At 44.8% G+C, this 19,279-nt stretch carries 17 protein-coding genes; 9 read left to right on the forward strand and 8 right to left on the reverse strand.

Going from position 1 to position 19,279, the window contains the following annotated elements:
* Positions 1-19 precede the first annotated feature (19 nt).
* Positions 20-1,213 (reverse strand): flavin reductase family protein, encoded by a 1,194-nt coding sequence (locus L0G63_RS02860; RefSeq protein WP_301449303.1) that lies wholly within the window; start codon positions 1,211-1,213, stop codon positions 20-22.
* Positions 1,214-1,658: 445 nt separating this feature from the next.
* Between L0G63_RS02860 and ettA the strand changes: the two genes are divergently transcribed.
* On the forward strand, positions 1,659-3,320 hold the full coding sequence (ettA, locus tag L0G63_RS02865) for an energy-dependent translational throttle protein EttA (protein WP_301449304.1): 1,662 nt from the start codon (positions 1,659-1,661) through the stop codon (positions 3,318-3,320).
* Positions 3,321-3,421: 101 nt separating this feature from the next.
* Here the strand turns inward: ettA and plsB are convergent, their stop codons facing one another.
* Complete coding sequence (gene plsB, locus L0G63_RS02870) at positions 3,422-6,226, reverse strand: glycerol-3-phosphate 1-O-acyltransferase PlsB (RefSeq protein ID WP_301449305.1); 2,805 nt, start codon at positions 6,224-6,226, stop codon at positions 3,422-3,424.
* A 248-nt stretch (positions 6,227-6,474) separates the two neighbouring features.
* Between plsB and ybaK the strand changes: the two genes are divergently transcribed.
* Positions 6,475-6,963 carry a Cys-tRNA(Pro) deacylase gene (gene ybaK, locus L0G63_RS02875; RefSeq protein ID WP_301449306.1) on the forward strand — a complete coding sequence of 163 codons (489 nt, stop codon included), beginning with the start codon at positions 6,475-6,477 and terminating at the stop codon, positions 6,961-6,963.
* Positions 6,964-7,051: 88 nt separating this feature from the next.
* Complete coding sequence (locus tag L0G63_RS02880) at positions 7,052-7,426, forward strand: 5-carboxymethyl-2-hydroxymuconate Delta-isomerase (protein ID WP_301449307.1); 375 nt, start codon at positions 7,052-7,054, stop codon at positions 7,424-7,426.
* A 100-nt stretch (positions 7,427-7,526) separates the two neighbouring features.
* Here the strand turns inward: L0G63_RS02880 and L0G63_RS02885 are convergent, their stop codons facing one another.
* Complete coding sequence (locus L0G63_RS02885; RefSeq protein ID WP_301449308.1) at positions 7,527-8,003, reverse strand: hypothetical protein; 477 nt, start codon at positions 8,001-8,003, stop codon at positions 7,527-7,529.
* A 130-nt stretch (positions 8,004-8,133) separates the two neighbouring features.
* The gene (locus L0G63_RS02890; RefSeq protein WP_301449309.1) at positions 8,134-9,954 is read right to left on the reverse strand and encodes an acyl-CoA dehydrogenase C-terminal domain-containing protein; all 1,821 of its coding nucleotides are present in this window, start codon (positions 9,952-9,954) and stop codon (positions 8,134-8,136) included.
* Positions 9,955-10,338: 384 nt separating this feature from the next.
* On the opposite strand from L0G63_RS02890, the gene L0G63_RS02895 reads away from it, so the two are divergent.
* Positions 10,339-11,463: an FUSC family protein gene (locus L0G63_RS02895; RefSeq protein ID WP_301449310.1), complete on the forward strand. Its 1,125-nt coding sequence runs from the start codon at positions 10,339-10,341 to the stop codon at positions 11,461-11,463.
* A gap of 113 nt (positions 11,464-11,576) precedes the next feature.
* Here L0G63_RS02895 and aroE read toward each other — a convergent pair whose 3' ends face one another.
* Positions 11,577-12,443 (reverse strand): shikimate dehydrogenase, encoded by an 867-nt coding sequence (gene aroE / locus L0G63_RS02900; protein WP_301449311.1) that lies wholly within the window; start codon positions 12,441-12,443, stop codon positions 11,577-11,579.
* Between the two features lie 422 nt (positions 12,444-12,865).
* Between aroE and L0G63_RS02905 the strand changes: the two genes are divergently transcribed.
* Both L0G63_RS02905 and L0G63_RS02910 read left to right on the forward strand, forming a co-directional pair.
* The gene (locus tag L0G63_RS02905; RefSeq protein ID WP_301449312.1) at positions 12,866-13,495 is read left to right on the forward strand and encodes a hypothetical protein; all 630 of its coding nucleotides are present in this window, start codon (positions 12,866-12,868) and stop codon (positions 13,493-13,495) included.
* Positions 13,496-13,507: 12 nt separating this feature from the next.
* Complete coding sequence (locus L0G63_RS02910) at positions 13,508-14,485, forward strand: aminotransferase class IV (protein ID WP_301449313.1); 978 nt, start codon at positions 13,508-13,510, stop codon at positions 14,483-14,485.
* On the opposite strand, the gene L0G63_RS02915 is transcribed toward L0G63_RS02910, so the two are convergent.
* Both L0G63_RS02915 and L0G63_RS02920 read right to left on the reverse strand, forming a co-directional pair.
* The gene (locus tag L0G63_RS02915; RefSeq protein WP_301449314.1) at positions 14,482-15,165 is read right to left on the reverse strand and encodes a site-specific DNA-methyltransferase; all 684 of its coding nucleotides are present in this window, start codon (positions 15,163-15,165) and stop codon (positions 14,482-14,484) included. The genes L0G63_RS02910 and L0G63_RS02915 overlap by 4 nt on opposite strands.
* A 109-nt stretch (positions 15,166-15,274) precedes the next feature.
* Positions 15,275-15,475, reverse strand: coding sequence for a DpnD/PcfM family protein (locus L0G63_RS02920; protein WP_058024875.1), 201 nt, complete (start codon positions 15,473-15,475; stop codon positions 15,275-15,277).
* Between the two features lie 171 nt (positions 15,476-15,646).
* On the opposite strand from L0G63_RS02920, the gene L0G63_RS02925 reads away from it, so the two are divergent.
* Complete coding sequence (locus L0G63_RS02925; protein WP_186475262.1) at positions 15,647-16,141, forward strand: hypothetical protein; 495 nt, start codon at positions 15,647-15,649, stop codon at positions 16,139-16,141.
* Here L0G63_RS02925 and L0G63_RS02930 read toward each other — a convergent pair.
* The gene (locus tag L0G63_RS02930) at positions 16,138-16,902 is read right to left on the reverse strand and encodes a DpnI domain-containing protein (protein ID WP_301449315.1); all 765 of its coding nucleotides are present in this window, start codon (positions 16,900-16,902) and stop codon (positions 16,138-16,140) included. The two genes, L0G63_RS02925 and L0G63_RS02930, sit on opposite strands and share 4 nt — an antisense overlap.
* A gap of 170 nt (positions 16,903-17,072) precedes the next feature.
* Here L0G63_RS02930 and mltG point away from each other — a divergent pair, with 170 nt between their 5' ends.
* Both mltG and tmk read left to right on the forward strand, forming a co-directional pair.
* A complete protein-coding gene (gene mltG / locus L0G63_RS02935; RefSeq protein WP_301449316.1) occupies positions 17,073-18,353 on the forward strand; it encodes an endolytic transglycosylase MltG in 1,281 nt (426 codons plus the stop codon).
* A 185-nt stretch (positions 18,354-18,538) separates the two neighbouring features.
* Positions 18,539-19,171, forward strand: a complete 633-nt coding sequence (tmk, locus tag L0G63_RS02940; protein WP_301449319.1) for a dTMP kinase — start codon at positions 18,539-18,541, stop codon at positions 19,169-19,171.
* Positions 19,172-19,279: the final 108 nt, after the last annotated feature.

Genomic DNA, 19,279 nt, shown 5'->3' on the forward strand with positions numbered 1-19,279 from the left:
ATTTTTAATTACAGTAGTGTTAAACCTCTAACACCACATCGGTCATGGCGATATTGATACAGGTTTGGATAGATTCGTACCCATCGTGGCTTAGCTTGCCAGTTTGGATGTTTTTGACCACGCCGCTCATTTTATTGCAGCGGCATAACTGGCAAATTCCTTGCCTACAACCATGCGCCAGTCGTATACCTGCATTTTCAGCAGCAATCAATAACGTCGTATCACTATCAAACTGCCGTTGCCGTGAGCGTAAGTACACCGTATGCGACTCTGTCTGTAGTGCATTATCTAGTACTTGATTGCCGCCGCTATCAAAATCAGGCAATGCATTGCCAAAATTTTCTACGATAATATTGTCACGTAGCTGATTGCCCTGCGGTAAAATGATTTCTGACACTGCTTTATATAAGCCGGCTAATAACGCTTGTGAACCGCAGGCAAATATCCGAGTATCAGCCAGTGGTAGATTGAGTGACAATAAACCCTCTGCACTTAAATATCGTACGCCAGCCAGATAGGTAGCAGGGTTATCAGTGTGGATCAAATGATAGCTGAAGGCTGGATAGATATCGCTCAGTTGTTGCCATTGGCGTTGAAGCTGAGGAAGTTTCGACCGACTATAATGTAGCAAAGTGACCTGATGTCCGTTTGCTAGTGCCTGCGTGATAAGTCCTAACATGGGCGTGATGCCGCTACCGCCAGCGACAAATAACAAAGTATCGGGTTCTCTACGATCTAACCTTGTCTCTGCTTGTACCAATGTAAAATCACCCAGTGGCACACTGGTATCAATAACGCTCGCTAGTGGCATTTGCTTGGTCAGATAATGGGAGACCACTCCTTGTGGTTTAATGGCGATAGTAAGCGTATGGCATTGGTTTTTCGCCAGCTTATGATTGGTATTATCCTCATGCCACCATAGTGGCTGATGCGCCAATCCTACGAGTGAATAGCTACGCTGATGATAAACCCCATCGATAAAGACACGTAAATCGAGGTGCTGACCACCTTGCCAACTATTTCTCCCTTTGAAGCTCTGCTGTCGAAATGCTCGATTGGTCTCAAATTGCAGTGCGATCAAATCATCGCTCATCTCATATCGAGCGATCAAGCGTAACTTAGGCGTCGTCAATGACCAAAACGGATGTAAGCGCGATCCGATAAAATCAACAAATGCGCGTTGAACCATTTCAGGGCGATAGCCGTTGGTCATATGATCAGTACCCTTATAAATGTTATTGAAAAATATGTGAGAAAGATGTGCTCAGCTTGTGGCTTATTTTAGTGATAATGTCTCAGATAAGCCTTATCGGTGATTTGTTCGGCGCTGTTAAGCCACTCTAACATGCTAACGGCTATTGATTAACTTTGCGAAACTTTTGATGCTATTTTTTGTGGTTTTTATAAAACAGCAATGAATCAGAATGTTAAGCGCGTAACCTCAGAAAAATATTTTTACCCGCTTTTGTGCGAAAACGGCATTGCTGTATGACAAAAGTCGTAAAACAAGGGGTAAAACAACCTGTTAGCTTGCAGGGTATGCGTCACAATGCGATAATGACCTATAATTTGTAACCCTGATTTTGAGTTACGGCACGCTTGGCAGCAGCGCTGAGTGGTATTTGCTGTTCTCTTCTATGCAGTCTATCGGAGTGTTAATGGCTCAATATATTTACACGATGAACAACGTGTCAAAACTTGTTCCACCCAAGCGTGAGATTCTCAAAAACATTAACCTATCGTTTTTCCCGGGTGCCAAAATCGGTGTTCTTGGTATCAACGGTGCGGGTAAATCAACCTTGCTACGCATCATGGCAGGCGTGGATACGGAATATACGGGTGAAGCGCGTGCACAGGCGGGCACCAAAGTCGGCTACCTACCACAGGAACCACAGCTTGATGACAGCAAAGACGTGCGCGGTAATGTCGAAGATGGTATGCGCGAAGCACTAGATGCGCTCGCTCGTCTAGATGCCATTTATGCAGAATATGCAGAGCCAGATGCTGATTTTGATAAACTTGCTGAAGAGCAGGGCAAAATGGAAGACATCATCCAGTCATGGGATGCACACAATCTAAATAACCAGTTAGAGAAAGCTGCGGATGCGCTACGTCTGCCACCATGGGACGCGGACGTGAGTAAACTGTCAGGTGGTGAAAAACGCCGTGTGGCATTATGTCGCCTGCTACTATCACGTCCCGATATGCTGCTACTCGATGAGCCTACCAACCATTTGGACGCCGAGTCTGTTGCATGGCTAGAGCAGTTCTTGCAAAACTATAGCGGCACTATCGTTGCCATTACCCATGATCGCTATTTCTTGGATAATGTGGCTCAGTGGATCTTGGAGCTGGACCGTGGCCATGGCTATCCGTATGAGGGCAACTATACTGAGTGGCTCGAGCAAAAGAATACCCGTCTAGAACAGCAGAACAAGCAAGAAGAATCATTTGCTAAAGCGTTGAAAAAAGAGCTTGAGTGGATTCGTAAAAATCAAAAGGGTCAGCAAGCGAAGTCTAAGTCGCGCGTACAGCGTTTTGAAGAGCTGAACTCAAAAGAATTCCAGCAGCGAAATGAGACCTCAGAGATTTATATTCCACCTGGCCCACGTTTGGGTAATAAGGTGATTGAAGTCAATGACATCTCCAAGTCGTTTGGCGATCGTTTATTGTATGAAAACCTAAGCTTCAACGTCCCAGCGGGTGCTATCGTTGGTATCATCGGTCCAAATGGTGCGGGTAAAACCACGCTATTTAACATGATTACTGAGCGTGATACCCCAGATACTGGTTCGGTTGATTTGGGCGAAAGTGTCAAGGTTGCCTATGTCGGTCAGGTGCGTGACAACCTAGACGACAAAAAGACCGTCTGGGAAGAAGTATCAGACGGCCTTGACATGATTACTGTCGGTGACTACACCACGCCAAGCCGTGCGTACATCGGCCGCTTTAACTTTAAAGGTCAAGACCAGCAAAAGCACGTCGGTCAGCTGTCAGGGGGTGAGCGTAACCGCTTGCAATTGGCGAAGACGCTAAAGCAAGGCGCAAACGTATTGCTCCTCGATGAACCCTCGAACGACTTGGACGTTGAAACCTTACGTGCGCTAGAGGATGCGATTCAAGTATTCCCAGGTACGGTCATGGTCGTCTCGCATGATCGCTGGTTCCTTGACCGTATCGCGACTCATATCTTGGCGTTTGAAGAAGAAGGCCCAGTGTGGTTCGATGGCAACTACACTGAATTTGAAGCCTATCGTAAAAAGACAATGGGTGATGACGCCACGCCTAAGCGTGCTAAGTATAAGAAAATTACCAACTAATACCGCTGTTTAGTAGTGTATTGAAGCTGAATAAAAAAGACCGCTAATCATTAGCGGTCTTTTTTTGTTTGGCTTAATTGTTTAAAAGTCATGACTAACGATTAACGCTTACGCCCAAATTTACGCTGCTTTTTATTACTAATCTCAGTAATGGCGTGAGTGATTTCTTCTTCGTTTAAACTTGCGACTTGCTGCAAGATTTGCATCATATCAGGCGTCAGCACATATTTGGCATGACTGGCGATGTCATTGATACGATGGTCAAAGGTCAATATGCCCGTTTCATCATCTTTTTGTAGATAATCAAGACGGGTCAAGGCGCTGATAAAGCTAGTAAATAATGCGCGATCAAAGAAGTCAGGAATATCATCGGCATACAGTACAGACAAGCGTTGTCCAAGCAAATGGCACAGGTCAACGACTTCGCTTTCTGTCAAATTGCCAGAGCCTTGCTGAGCGAGTAGGGCAAGCGTCATAAAATAACGCTCAAGACTTTGCCCAACGGGTGTCGCCAGTACTTGTAGCTGTTGATAGCGCTTGCTATTAGACTCAGGAACACTAAGCGTGTCATCACTCAACTCAACAATCAACCCATGAGAGAGTAAACTATCGACTTTTTTGTTGAGCGTCTCCGCCAAACCATGCGCTGGGTAGTATAAGAACAGTTCACCTTGCAAGAATGGGTATAACTGCTCAGCGATACTATCTAAGCGACTGCGCTTGATACGGCCGTTACGTGCCACTAGCGCTGATAAGAAAGACAGCAAGATAAAGACGTGTAAAATATTATTGCGGAAATAGCTGAGCAATGCCGCTTGCTTGCCAGCGACCTGAATGATATCGCCCAAGATGTGCGGCGTACGCTCTATGAGTTTTAACTTGATGCCATAATCAATGATTTCTTGCGGGCTCATATCTGTGATGACAGTGTCATCTGCATAAGGAAGCTGCTGTGCAAGGCCTTGGTACAAAGCGATTTGTTCACGGCAACTACTTTCATCCAGTGCCGCTTTTGGTGCAGATAACAATACCAGTGACAGCAGTGACACAGGCGTTATCACGGCAGCTTTATTGATATGCTGCATGACTTTTACACCGATGTTATCGACCATCGCACTGGTTTTTTCATCAAGCGGAGAATCGGTGCGATCAGACGGTAAGCTATTGGCTGGGACATCGAATTTTGTCATAAAATCGCTAAGATGCAGCGGCGTACCAAAACTCAGATGCACATTACCAAAAATACGCTCAATCTTACGACCCACTTTGAGTAGGCCAATCAAAGATTCTGACTCTTTAGGTTTGCCCTTTAACTCACCGATATAAGTGCCGCCTTCCATAATACGCTCATAACCAATATAAGTTGGGATGAACACCACAGGCTTATTGGTTTGACGTAACTGGCTATGTACCGTCATCGCCAGCATACCCATTTTGGGCGGTAGTAGGCGACCTGAACGTGAGCGACCACCTTCAATGAAGTACTCGATCGGCGTATTACGCGTGATAAGGGTATGCATATATTCACGCAATACGGCGGTATAAAGGGCATTGCCACGGAAGCTACGACGAATATAAAAAGCGACAGCGCCGCGTAATAACGGTCCCAATACTGGCACATCTAAGTTATCACCTGCTGCGACATAAGGGATACTCAAACCGCGCTTGTAGATGACATAGGACAGCAATAGATAGTCAACATGGCTGCGATGGCACGGCACATAAATCAGCTCATAATCGGTCGCAAGATCACGTACTCGCTCAAAGTGATGAACTTCCACGCCGTCATACAACTGTGTCCATAACCATGTCAAAAACTTATAAAACCCACGAATAATAGAATGAGAGTAGTCGTTAACCATCTCATTGGCATAGCCACGGGCTTGGCTACGAGCGTCGCGTACGCTAGTGCCTTTTTCGGCAGCTTCCATCTCAATCGCGTGCTTAATCGCTGGCGAGTAGACCAGTTTATCGACCAAATTACGTCTATCTGACAAATCAGGGCCCAGCATACTGGCGCGTTGCTTATCTAGATAGATCGTCAATTGCTGCTGGAGCATTCGGACGAGTTCACGATTGCCATCAGCGGCTGCAACCAAAGTATAGCTAGGTACTACCTCGGTATCAGTTTCTACATCATCGTTAGTAGAGGCGTCTTCAACACTTTTGGTGTTTGTTGGTGTTAGATCTGCCGTACCCAAGTCTGTAGAAACCGAGTCAAAGATAGCAGGTCCTTCTACATCGCCTTTAAGACTGTCATTGATGATGGTACGCAAGTCTTGCGGTGGATGAAATTGTACAAAGGTATCGCGGCCCATCACGCCAATATTAAATAACTGCTTGCTGATACTTGGATCTTGCCAATTGTCAGCAGTTAACAATTTAAATAGCGAGTCTTCCTTTTCAGGAGCGCGTCCCCACAGGATAGATACAGGGACTAGGCGCACCTTTAACTCTGGGTATTGCAAAACCGCAGAGACTAAGCGAGACAGTCGCGGAGACAACTGATTGTCTTTGGCGCTCGGATGGTTCAAGAAGATGATGGCTGCGTTTTCTTTGACATTGTGAGCTGCGTCATTTACCCCAACTAGTGCAGGGGGCAGGTTGTGCTCTTGCGTCTGCAAGTCGATCAAAATACTGTTGGAGCGGGAATAGTCCTGTAGCACATAAAATCTAAGGATCTGATCATCACTATCAAACTCAGGCAACTCACCCAGCAGTTTAGGCTTGACCGCCACGTCGAGTAGCTGCCCTGATAGCTTACGATACAGCTGATTGATCGGCGCGTTAGCGTAAGGCTTAGAGACGATTGGACCCGCATCAGTTTCAGACGTGTTATTTTCAGACGTGCTATCGGCTGTAACAGGTGCTTTAAAAATCCGTTTTTTTAGGAACTTCGGTATCATAATCAGTATCAAAAATAGTCAAATATGTTGCGCTTATGATGCCATAAAAGCCATCAAAGCGATATATGGTGTCTGTATATACTGCTAATATTAATACGCACTAGTGAGGCTCTAGTAAACGAGAGAACAGATAAAATGGTCAAACATTTGAAAGTTACAATATTTGGCGTAATAATATATTTGTATGATTTGTAGAGCAAACCTCTAGCACGCTCACTTTCTCCTTTCTTTTATCGAGCTAAAATATTATGACACCAGCCATCGATCTTGCCAAAAAACGCGGACTGGATTACCAGATACACGAATATACTCATGACAGTCAAGCCGCCTCTTTTGGTTTAGAAGCCGCAGAAAAGCTTGGCGTGGCAGTAACGCAAGTGTTCAAAACTTTGGTGGTATCGACCGATACTGGCGACCTTGCGGTTGCGATATTGCCAGTTGACAAAACTCTTAATTTTAAAAAAATGGCCAAAGCACTATCCGCGAACAAACTGCTCGCCTGCAAAAAAGTACAAATGGCTGATCCCAAGCAAGTAGAACGTAGTACCGGCTATGTGTTGGGCGGCGTCAGTCCGCTGGGCCAAAAAAAGCGCCTAAAAACGGTCATCGATAGCAGCGCACAAGACCAGACAACGGTCTATGTCAGTGGCGGTCGTCGCGGTTTGGAGATTGAGTTGCCACCAGCACAGCTAGCTCAGACACTGGATGCATGCTTTGGCGCTATTACTGATGAATAATACAAATAAACCTTTTACGGCGATGAGGCGGAGCGCGTAAACTGATAAGCCAACTGATTTCTTACTTTCTCTATTTAAGGATGTTCTCATGCCGCATTTAACCATTCAAGCGACGCCAAATGTCACTATCGCTCACGAAGAGTCATTGCTCAAATCACTTAATAAGGCATTATGGGACAGCGGATATTTTGGTAAGCCGACGGATATCAAAGCACGTATCATTCCTATGGAGACGTTTTTGGTGGGTGTGGAAGATGATGAGCAAGCATATGGCTTTATCTATGCCAATCTAAAACTGATGAGCGGCCGCGATATAGAGAATCGTAATCAGCTGGCTGAGCTACTGGTCGCTACCATCGAAGAAAAGATCGGCGGCGAGCAGTCAGGACGCGCCGCGCTACAGGTATGTGTCGAAGTTGAAGAGATTAGTGCGGTCTATCATAAGAAGATGCTGGGTAGTTAAGCATCAAACACCTTCAGATATCTCGAAAATGATGAGCATAGACGGACGCCATGCACTATCCATGATCAAGCACCTTTTTATAATTAAGCATTTTTTGTGATCAAGTGTCCTTGCACAAAGACTGACTAGCAACCTTTGGTAATATCATGACCTCAACTTTATAGCCTGCTGTTTTGCTATGAGTGGCCATAAGATTGCGGGCGATACGGAGTCGATATTCTCCTGTTTGTGGCAGACAGCCTTGATAAATGATACCGCCTTTGGTGCCGTCTTGCGTGCCATTTGGCATATAAAGCACACCGATATTGGCAGTCTCCGGCGTGCCTGCAAGCGGTGCAATGTTGATGACAGCATATTGCTGACTTGCAGCATCGAAACGATACCACTGCTCATCGGTATGAGGAGCAAGTTTACCAGTGACGACGCTAGTAACAGTGCCTTTTGAAAACTGGATGGTATCATCACTGTTTTGAGCAAGAGCGCTGTGCATGGCAATACCAACGAGCGCGCTGCCAATAGCCAATGCTCGCATTATTCGCCCAGACAGTGACGTGTTTTTGGGGTTGAATAGTGGCATCGTGGACTCTTAGCATTGATGGTTACTTTTACTATCATTTATCAGCACATTAAATTAGTTAAGCATAGTTAGTTAAGCATAAAAAAGCGCCTAAGTAATAGGCGCTTTTTTATGCGTTATTGATACTGTATTAGTCTAGAAAGGCGAAGTTTTCGATATCCATCGCTGTCATGCTTTCGCTTGGCGCAACCATCGCCTCAGCGTGACCTGAAGTGCGTGGCAACAGCTTATCAAAATAGAATTCTGCGGTTTGAATTTTTGCTTTATAGAATTCTGGCGCTTCTGTACCGCCATTTTCAAGCTTATCATAAGCCACGGCTGCCATGCGCGCCCAGTGATAGCCCATCATGACGTAACCTGAGTACATCAAGAAGTCATCTGATGCGGCTGAGATGATCTCACGGTCTTTACGGGCCATGAGCATCAAGCGTACGGTCAATGTGTTCCACTCAGCACATAGCTTGGTAAGTGCCCAAACAAATTTACGCATGTCTTTATCAAGGGCATACTCGCCGCACCATTTCATGATGCTTGAGGTATAGTCACGGATGATCTTACCTTTAGATTGTAAGATAACTTTACGGCCCAGTAGATCCAGCGCCTGTACACCCGTGGTACCTTCGTACATGGTTGCGATACGGGCATCACGAGCAATCAGCTCCATCCCCCATTCTTTGATATAGCCGTGGCCGCCATAGACTTGCTGACCGTGTTTGGCCGCTTCGATACCAAGCTCAGTCAAGAACCCTTTTAGGATGGGGGTATAAAAACCTAGCTTGTCATCCCATTTTTCAAACTCTTCTTCATCGCCATTGGCGATGCCTTGTGCCATTTTGTCCGCATAGCGCGCTGAGTGATAGATCATCGAGCGTCCACCTTCAGCAAAGGCTTTTTGCGTCAGTAGCATACGGCGTACGTCAGCGTGGTGGATGATCGCGTCAGCTACTTTTTCAGGGTCTTTAGTGCCTGATAAGGTGCGCATAGAGCGGCGTTCTTTTGCATAGGGCAATGCATTTTGGAAAGACAGCTCCGTATGTGCCAAACCTTGGATACCTGTACCGATACGAGCAGTATTCATAAAGGTAAACATGGCTTTTAAGCCTTTATTTGGCTCACCGATAAGATAACCAGTCGCACCGTCAAAGTTCAATACACAGGTCGAAGACGAGCTGATACCCATTTTGTGCTCAATTGAACCACAGACGACTGCATTGCGTTCACCGGCCTCACCTTCAGCATTGGGCGTGAATTTTGGTACAATAAAGAGCGAGATACCGCGTGTGCCCTCTGGCGCATTTGGTAGGCGTGCTAAAACAATATGAATGATATTGTCCGTTAGATCATGCTCACCACTTGAGATGAAGATTTTGGTGCCACTGATTTTGTAGGTACCGTCATCCTGCGGGATGGCTTTTGACTTTACCTGACCCAAGTCGGTACCACATTGAGGCTCGGTCAAACACATCGTACCTGCCCACGTTCCTTCGACCAATTTTGGTAAATAAAGGTCTTTTTGCTCATCTGTACCATACTGAAGCAGCGTGTTGATACAACCTGTTGAGAGGCCAGAGTACATCGCCCACGGCCAGTTGGCAGTACCGATCATTTCAGCTTTGATTAAGTTGATTGATGTGGGTAGGTTCATTCCGCCGTACTGTTCAGGGTATGAGATACCTTGCCAGCCGCCTTCTATAAATTGGTCATAAGCTTCTTTAAAGCCCTTTGGTGTGGTGACTTCGCCATTTTCAAAATGACAGCCTTCTTCATCGCCTGATTGATAGATAGGAGCAAGGACGTTTTCAGAAAAATCTGCCATACCCTGCAGGATCATATCTATGGTTTCAGGATCCGCGTTTTCGCCATTGTCTAGGCTTTTATAGTGGGTTTGGTAGTCAAAGACATCATTAATCAAAAATTTGATATCACGTAAAGGTGCTTTGTAAGTTAACATAATCGCTCTCTTTGGTTGGTTCGCTATCATAGACTTACGACGCAGTATTTGAGTCAAAATTCATGTCAGCGATGTGTCATTATTTTAAGTGAGATAGACAGTATATCGGTCGTCATATGGGTGGGTTATAAACAGCGAGTCCATAATGAGGGTCGTTGTTGTGATGTCCTTATCAAATATCGGCTGTTATGGCGTTGATATGATTATAGATATTATAAAGCGATAAATATACAATTCATAACTATTATTCATGAATTTATATTATATTTATTACCTTTAGTTTTATTACGGTAAAAGTGTATCGTCAAAAACGATTTAGATAGACGCTTTAAGATGAGTAACAAGCCAAAGAGCAATAGACAAAATACATAAGGCAGACCCTCTATGAGCGAGTCAAAATCACACAAACAAACCTCCTGGTTGACCACGTTATTCACGCGTATTAAGGGGCTCATTGATGGTGAACTTGGGCATTTACTAACCGTCAATCGTAGCCGAAGACCCTGGCATATGCCTATTATTGCAGCGATTGCGATCAGTTTTCCTGTATTTGTGGGGGCTTACTTTGGTGACTTGTCTGCTGGAATCAAAGCATCACTGGGTTCGATGATCATTCTCAATTTGCCCTTGGTCGGTGGATTGCCTTATCGGTTAGTGACAGTGATGGCTTGGGGATTTGCCATGATACTCAGCTTTGCGCTGGGTTTGATGGCGCAGCAAATCCCTGTACTCAGGCTGCCAGTCTTTATGCTCATTGCGCTTAGTGTGGTGATGTTCGGTCGCTACTATAAGCAGCCGCCACCAGCAGGGCTGTTTACATTGATGGCAGGTGCCATTGCGCTGTTCATTCCTATACCTGTAGACCGAATACTCTCAGCAATAGGTCTGGTCTTGCTGGGTAGTGGGTCGTCGATGTTGCTCGCGCTACTGTATACGCTGTTTTTGCTCGCCACACGTCCTATTGCCCCTGCGCCTAGTTATCATTATGAGACAGATATGATCAGCGACAGTCTCATCGTGGTAGGGTTTGTGAGTGTGGCAATGGTCATCGCTGTGACGTTAGAGATGCAATATCCATATTGGGTGGCAATGAGCTGCTTTATTATTATTCAAGGCATCCAGCTGCGAACCATGTGGATCAAGCAATTGCACCGTATGTTGGGCACATTGGTGGGTATGGTGGTTGCCAGTTGGCTGCTGTCTTGGGGGCTGTCGACATGGGGTGTTGCCGTGGCTATATTATGTATGATGCTATTGATTGAGTCATTTGTCGATCAGCATTATGGGTTGGCGGTGATTTTTATTACACCCTTGACGATATTTATCGCAGAGTACGGCAGTACGATGGCGGTGCCACCCGTGGCAGGAGATGTGATTCAGACGCGCATGATTGATACGGCACTTGGCTGTGTGATCGGGCTCAGTGGCGGCTTGGCAATCCACTCTACACGATTGCGTGAGCCACTGCGGCGTTTTGAGCACTGGTTATTGCTGCGCTTTAATCAGTAAAAAGCAGCACAGTTTAAAAAGCAGTACACTTTAAAAAGCAGTACACTTTAAAAAGCACCATACTTTTGAATGCTGCTTTTTGTTCAAGGCTAATATTTATTAAATGCTGTTATCTATCCAGCATTTTGACTCAGTGCTTCTGTTGCTTTTGAGACATCAATTGTAAGACCGGTCCAGCGCTCAAAGCTCAAGGCTGCTTGTCCAATGAGCATACCGTAACCTTCAGACGTTTGGGCCTCACGCGCCGCGAAATGCTGCAAAAAGGGTAGTTTGCGCCCGTACATCATGTCATAAGCGTATTGGCAGTTTAGATGTTCATTCAGTGGCAAAGTGTCGCCTGATAAGCCAATAGAGGTGGCATTGATAATCATATCAAACGTGCCGCTCAAATCCTTGGTGGCACAGGTCTGAATCTGATGCGCTGCAATCACCGAACTTGCTGCGCTCAGCTCGTCCACCAAATCTACCGCTTTACTCACGGTGCGATTGGCAATAGTCAGTGAGCCAATACCTGCTTCAATCAGCGGTAGTATGACACCGCGTGCCGCGCCGCCTGCGCCAATAAGGGCAACGCGAGCACCGTCCAGTGGCCAACCTAAGCGTGTTATGTGATTGATGAGCCCTTGTCCGTCCGTATTATCGCCGTATATGGCCTCTTTTATCGACGCGCCTTGTTGTAGTAGCGCCTCATTTATCATGAGGGTATTGACCGCGCCTGCTGTTTTGGCATGCTCTGACAAGCCGCCGCGTGCCGCACAGCAGTCATAAGCGACTTGCTTAAAAGGTACGGTCACATTAGCACCCATACCGCCACCATGAAAAAACGCCTCAATGACCGCTGTAAAACTGGCAGCATCGTCAGGGCAATACTGGCGCTGATAGCGAATATCAATACCTGCCTGTAAGGCAAACTGCGCATGAATTTCAGGAGATTTGCTGTGGGCAATCGGATTGCCAATAACGATGAAGTGTTGGGTCATAAAGGGTCCATTGGCTAAAAGAGACAAGGCATCGTCAACATGCCTCGTTGATGGTCAATTATCATAAGCGATAACCTAATAATTGACAAACCAACGGCTCATCTAGGTATGCTGCTGCTAAGTAAGGTTTCTGAGGCGTTTTTTTTTAACAAATATGTACCTTCCTGGAACGTTATGTGTAACCTAAAAGGTAGTCAAGCGCTGAGCAGTTGGGTAAACTATGGATTACATGTTAATTAGTATAATATGCTCTAATGACTGCTAGGTTATAACTTTTATTACATACATTCTTTATTAAAAAATCCTTTGTTATCGGTGGCTTCTGGGCCAGCTCGTTAATATTCTTTTAAGATCAATCTAAAAGTGTGAGTAAATTATCTATGTGGAACCATAACCTTCAGACTCTTCTAGTTGGTACGATAATGGCAGTTAGTGTGACGCTTGGCGGCTGTGATAGCACCAAAGAGGATACGCAAAATCCAGAGACAAACGCTGAGAGCAGCGAGCAGGCTGTGGCCGAGGCTCCTGTAGAAAACAGCGCGGTAGACAATCCTGATCTAGATGGCGCGACCGCCCAACAAGGTACACCAGTAAAATACGATGTCTCGGCATGGTCAACGGATAAAGTAGAGCCGCTTAATACTGATGAGCTAGAGGGGATAAAATCGGCATTTGGTCAGGTGATGAGCACCGATGAAAACAGCCTAGACTACGCCAGTAATCCTGCCGCCAAATATCGCTTTATGAAGACGGACGCGCCTTATCTAGATATTATCGACTCCGAAAAATATCTTGAGCTTGGCTGGTATTATGCCAATCCGACCGATTCTGATAAAGAAAAAGAGTTGAGCCAAGAGCATGCCAAAAAAGCCTACCAACTATCGCGCCGACTGATGGGTGATGAGGGTGGTAAAATGGTCGCTGAGATGCTCAACAATCAAATCATCAAAAACAGAGTCATTGGCGGACAGAAAGTGGAACTGGCAAAATGTGAGTTTTATAGCTGTATGCTAGTCATCAATAAATCCGCTGCCCAAACAGACAATAGCTAAGCGATGCTAGATATGAGGTCACTGCCCAACAGCTGGGTATGTCTATATCCACAAGACGATACGGCAACCAGCAAAGCGGTGACACTGTCGCCAGACAACCGCGGCCTAGCATATGCGGATGGATTTTTTACGACCATGGGTGTGATGGATGGACTCATTCTATGGGCAGACTATCATCGTCAGCGGTTCATCTCCCATGCTGACGCCTTGCAGTTAGATATGGACTGCGAAGCATTATTGGCGGTATTAAAGATATATGCCCAGCAGCTAGAGCAGGGTATGCTCAAGCTCGTGGTGACTCGCGCTGCACAAGATATTCGCGGTTATGGCTATGCACCAAGTGAATCAGGAAGTGCTTGTGAGATATGGCTAAAACCGGCTGTTATGAGAGTCTCCACGGCTGTGCAACTGTCGTTACCTGATGGCAATCTAGTACCCATGCAGCCGAATGCCTCGGCGATATGTTTATTTTCACAGATTGCCTGCCTGCCGCCACCGCTGGCAGGACTCAAAAGCTTGAGCCGCCTAGACAATGTCCTTGCTAGTGGCGAGCTACAGCGTATAAAAGCTGAACCACTAGCGGCTAACGTTAAAAAGAGCCTCAGTGAAGGACTGCTACGTGATATGAGTGGTCACTGGGTTGAAGGTACGATGAGCAATGTGTTCTATCAGTTAGCAGATGAGCCTTTATGCGAATCTGAAACGTGCTCTAGTGGCCACAAAGGTGTTGATAACAATCATGAGAATTATCTAACAACAGCTCAATGGTACACCCCTTCCATGGATCAATCGGGCGTAGCTGGTGTCATGCGGCAAGTGATTATTGATGCTTTGTCCACGACAGAATATCCAGTGGTGATACGGTCGTTATCAGATGAAGACTTGCCTAGGTTGACGCGGTTATTCTTTTGCAATGCACTGCGCGGCATCATGCCCATAACCAGTTTAACGTTATTGTCAGGTGATATTGTGGATTTTCAATCCGCTTAATTGTCATTTCCTTTATTTAATAAACGATAGAAATGTTGTTTGAAAAACTCTTTTTTCCCTTCAAGTTGTAGGTCTTCATAGCGTGCTTGGCTGAGTTGTAGATATTCAGTTTCCTGTTCAATACCAATAAAACGTCTTTCTAAGACATTACCTGCGATACCTGTTGTTGAAGATCCAGCGAAAGGGTCAAGTATCAAAGCATTTTTTTTAGTAGAGGCTAAAATCATCTGTGCCAATAATGCCAAAGGTTTTTGCGTAGGGTGCTTACCACAAGATTTTTCCCATTTAGCAATTGCTGGCAAGCGCCACACATCTTTCATTTGCTTATCGTTATTGAGTCGTTTCATCAAGTCGTAATCGAAATAATGTGGCACTTTAGGATGTTTTCTCGCCCAGATAATAAACTCTGTTGAATGAGTGAAAAACCGACAAGAAAAATTAGGCGGTGGATTGGTTTTTTCCCAAGTTATAACATTAAGTATTTTAAAACCAAGCTGCGGCAAAATACGACCCAGAGTAAAAATATTGTGATGTGTACCACTAACCCATAATGTCGCATTATCTGCCATTTTCTCTCGTACAGCAGAAAGCCATTCGTAGGTAAATACGTAAGCATCATTGTCACTGACAAGCTTGTCCCACTGACCTTTATTGACTGACTGGACTTTATCGCTTTTCACTGTCAAACCATCATTGAATGTACTGGTCAAGAGACAGCGCTCTACTATTATCTATACGCTTATTCATTAATGTTCACAAGTACTGAGAGCTACTTTTGGTTTGAGCTAGCTACTCATTCTCTTCTACGCCAAAGATAATAAATTCAGTATCAAGCATATCATCAGGTTCTAAAATAATATCCTCGCTTCTATACATTTCTCGCGCTTTTAGTAGAGCAGTTTCACCATCTTCTGCAACCACTTCTATAAGTGCACTCATCGTTTCGATTACTTCTATTTGGTAAGTATTTGAACCGCCTGTCTTTATCATAAATGTCCTCAATAATTAAAGTCTCTCATATATCACTTTAGTCATTTATACCAAGTAGATTAGCAAAAGCCCTCAAAAGAAGTGATCGTCTTTTGTTACGCAGACTTGTGCCATAAAGCAAATCGATCAATGATCCTTTTTCAATAGAAATGTTTAAAAGGACAGTATCGCATGCGTTCGGTATATAAAGATCAACGAATTCCACTACAAGTTCGTAGATTGATGATATTTAATAAAGTTTGCTGTGTAGCAAAAGAAAATCCTGATGAAGTAATTCACTTACCTTGCTATTCACAGATAGCATTTAGTATTGTCTATTCTAAGAAAGATAAAAAATACACAGCGTTTGGAAGTGTGTTTAAGTATGCGCATACCCGTCAAGAAGTCATTGAACAAGGTTTAGATAAGCAGTTTCATGAAGATACTGTGATGTGTGCAATCACAACCGAAAGACAAGCTTTTACTAAAGCTTCTCGCACTCCGTTAGGGCTGTTAATGAGCTGGAATAAACAGGTAAAAAATCGAGCTTATACCTGTCTCGATGGCAATGTGAAACACTTTTTCAAAGTAAATGATGAGCTAGAGCTAGATTATCCTCCTCACAAGTTTTACGGTCGTTTGGTTGCTGCCAAAGGTTTGCCATTATGGGATGATAAGTGTTCTTAGTATAACTTTTGATAATGGCCACGGCTTATAAATTCAATAATGCCTTTATCTCGTAATACCTGTAACTGTTGGCGAATTTTATCTTTTACGTGGTTGTTTTCAGGATGTTTGAGCTGTAACTCATCAGCAAAAGCATAAACCTGATTCAGAGAGAAGTGAGCATCAAGTCGATCGATACATTGCCAAACATCTAATGTCCAGCCACGCGACTCTATAGATTGCGTGCGTAAAAATAAGGTTTTTTGGAATTGCTGGGTAACCGACTCTTTATCCATAATTTTTTGGTCTTTGACCAAAAATACTTTGCCTGATTCTGGCACTTTTCGTAAGTCAATATTGCAACCCACCCAACCTGCGCGTTTGGCAGTCACTGATAAGGGTTTGCGCTTCATAATAATGTCAGGGGTAAAAAACTGCTTGGGAATAATTAGAAAGTTATTAACGGCGTATGCTTTTGAGTAGGTCAAAAAGAAAAAACTGGGATTGTCCTTACTATTGATACGCTCAACCATCGTCTTGTAAGCGCCATCATTAACGATGTTGCTTAACTTGGCTTTTTTACTTTTTAGCTCATATTGCTCATTACAATGCGCGCAGTAAAAATCAGCAACAGGTTGACCGTTAGCAAATTCAGTCAAAGGCTGCTCGCTACAATTAGGACAGTAACCATTTTCTGTTACCCATGTTTCACTGAGAACACGAATAATCTGTGATTTAGAGTGATAGTTTTTGGCGAGTCTTTGGTCAAAATATAGATTCATAATAGAGTGTCAGCATCGATGGACAGTGATAAAAATACCAGTAAAAGGTGGGAATGTTGAGCCATATAAATCAGTGTATAGACCAAGTTAATGCATAAGCTAAGCAAATACCATTGAAAATCGTACGGTTCAGTGCTAAATTCTAGCAAACATCTGCCTCGCGAGTTGCCATGAGCAAGCCCACACCCAATACACCACCTGAACGTCCCAATGAGTCGCCGTCAAACAAGCAAGATGGCACAGTCGAGGAGCGTGTAGACACCACGTTACCGGACGCGCAACCAGTGGTAGATAGGGTGCAAGACACGCCAGCAACCAATGTCTCACTCATCAGTGGCAACAGCAAACCGCGTCAATATAAAGTCAACAATCCCTCGTTTTTTATGCAGCGCGGTTATCAAGTATTGCTAGTGCTAGGACTCATTGCTGCATTTTTCTTAGTCATGGTGTATCAGACCTTGTTTGGTCGTATCGAGCAGCCGCAGCAAATGGTCACGATTGAGCAAGGTCAGACGTATTATGGCCTATTGCCGCAGTGGCAAAATCAGATTCCGCTATTTTCGGCCAGCGTAGCCAAGCTATATATCAAGTCGCAAGTCGATGCGCCTTTGCATGCAGGCATTTATCAATTACCTGAAAATCCAACCATTGCTGAGGCATTGCAAATATTAGAGCAGGGCGCAAAAGCAGCTATGGTAAAGGTGCAAATCATCGAAGGCAAAACCTCAAAAGACCTCTATCAAGCGCTGCGTGATAATGACAATATCGAAAAAGAAGTGCTGACCGCCGACAGCGATAATGCCAGCATTGCACAAGCGTTAGATTTGGCTGGTATATTGCCAGACAGCGTGACTAACAGTAGTGATCCTATCGTCAATCATAATCTTGAAGGTTGGTTTGCGCCCGATACCTATTATTATGGTGAAGGGACGAGCGATAAAAAAGTGCTCACGGACCTATATAAACGCCAGCAAAAAGCGCTGACTGATGCGTGGGAAAAACGCGCGCCTGACCTACCTTATAATAGCCCTTACGAAGCACTAGTAATGGCATCTATCATCGAAAAAGAAACCAGCGTACCAGAAGAGCGTCCGCTAGTCTCTGCCGTATTTAGAAATCGCTTGGTTAAAAACATGCGTATGCAGACCGATCCGACCATCATTTATGGTATGGGTAGCCGTTATGATGGTAATATCCGCCGTAAAGACATCGATGAAAAAACGTCTTATAATACTTATCAGATTGATGGCTTACCGCCAACGCCAATCGCGCTGCCATCTGCCGCATCTATCGAAGCCACCTTGCATCCTGCCGATAGCGACGCCCTTTACTTTGTGGCAACTGGTAACGGCGGACATAAATTTACCAATAGCTTGGCTGAGCACAACCAAGCGGTAAAAGACTATCTGAGCGTCATGCGCGAGAAAAAATCTCAAACACCGCCGCAATAAAGCACTTCTTTATCTCTTATAAAACGTATCGTTTATTAAGCGCTATAATCTAACGATAGCGCTCACCGATGACATAAGGTCATATCATGTCAGTATCTATACAGACCAACGCGCCATCCGTACAACCGAGTACAGCATCGTCCACGCTACTGGAATCAAATGCTTCACAAACGACGACCGCACCTATTGTAGGGCGGTTTATTAGTTTTGAAGGAACGGAAGGCGTCGGGAAAACCACGGCGATTGTGCAGCTCTGCTTGCAACTAGAGAAAAACGGTATTCAATACCTTCGTACTCGCGAGCCGGGTGGTAGTCCGTTTGCTGAGCGACTGCGCGATATATTGCTAGATCCTGCGACTGAAATTGAGGATGATACAGAGCTTTTATTATTATTTGCAGCACGCTGTGATCATATGCAGCAAGTCATCCTGCCTGCGCTACAACGTGGCACATGGGTTATTTGCGACAGGTTTACGGACTCTACTATTGCGTATCAAGGGTTTGGACGCGGACATGGCGATAAAGCGATGCTGACCAAAATTGAGACGCTGATCGAGCAGTTTGTGACGCAGTTGCCTGAGCTGACTTTATGGCTTGATTTGCCTGTAGCAGAGGGCATGGCACGCGCCAATAAGCGCAGCGCAGCAGATCGCTTTGAGCAGCAAGCAATGGCGTTTTTTACTTGGGTACATACCGGTTTTAGTCAACTTGCAAGCTCGCATCCTGAACGTATCCAGCGTATCGATGCGTCAGGCAGTACTGATGAGGTGAGCGCGCGAATATGGCAGGCAGTCGTAGACAGATTTGATATTAAGTAATCATATTTGAGTGAGCATGTTTATCTTGTAAGTAGATTTAATAATCAAGCAGATGGGTGTAATGGACAAAATTCATGCTAAAAAGTAGGTGGTAGTCGCTAATGGACA

Source organism: Psychrobacter sp., from assembly GCF_030454045.1.
Classification (GTDB): domain Bacteria; phylum Pseudomonadota; class Gammaproteobacteria; order Pseudomonadales; family Moraxellaceae; genus Psychrobacter.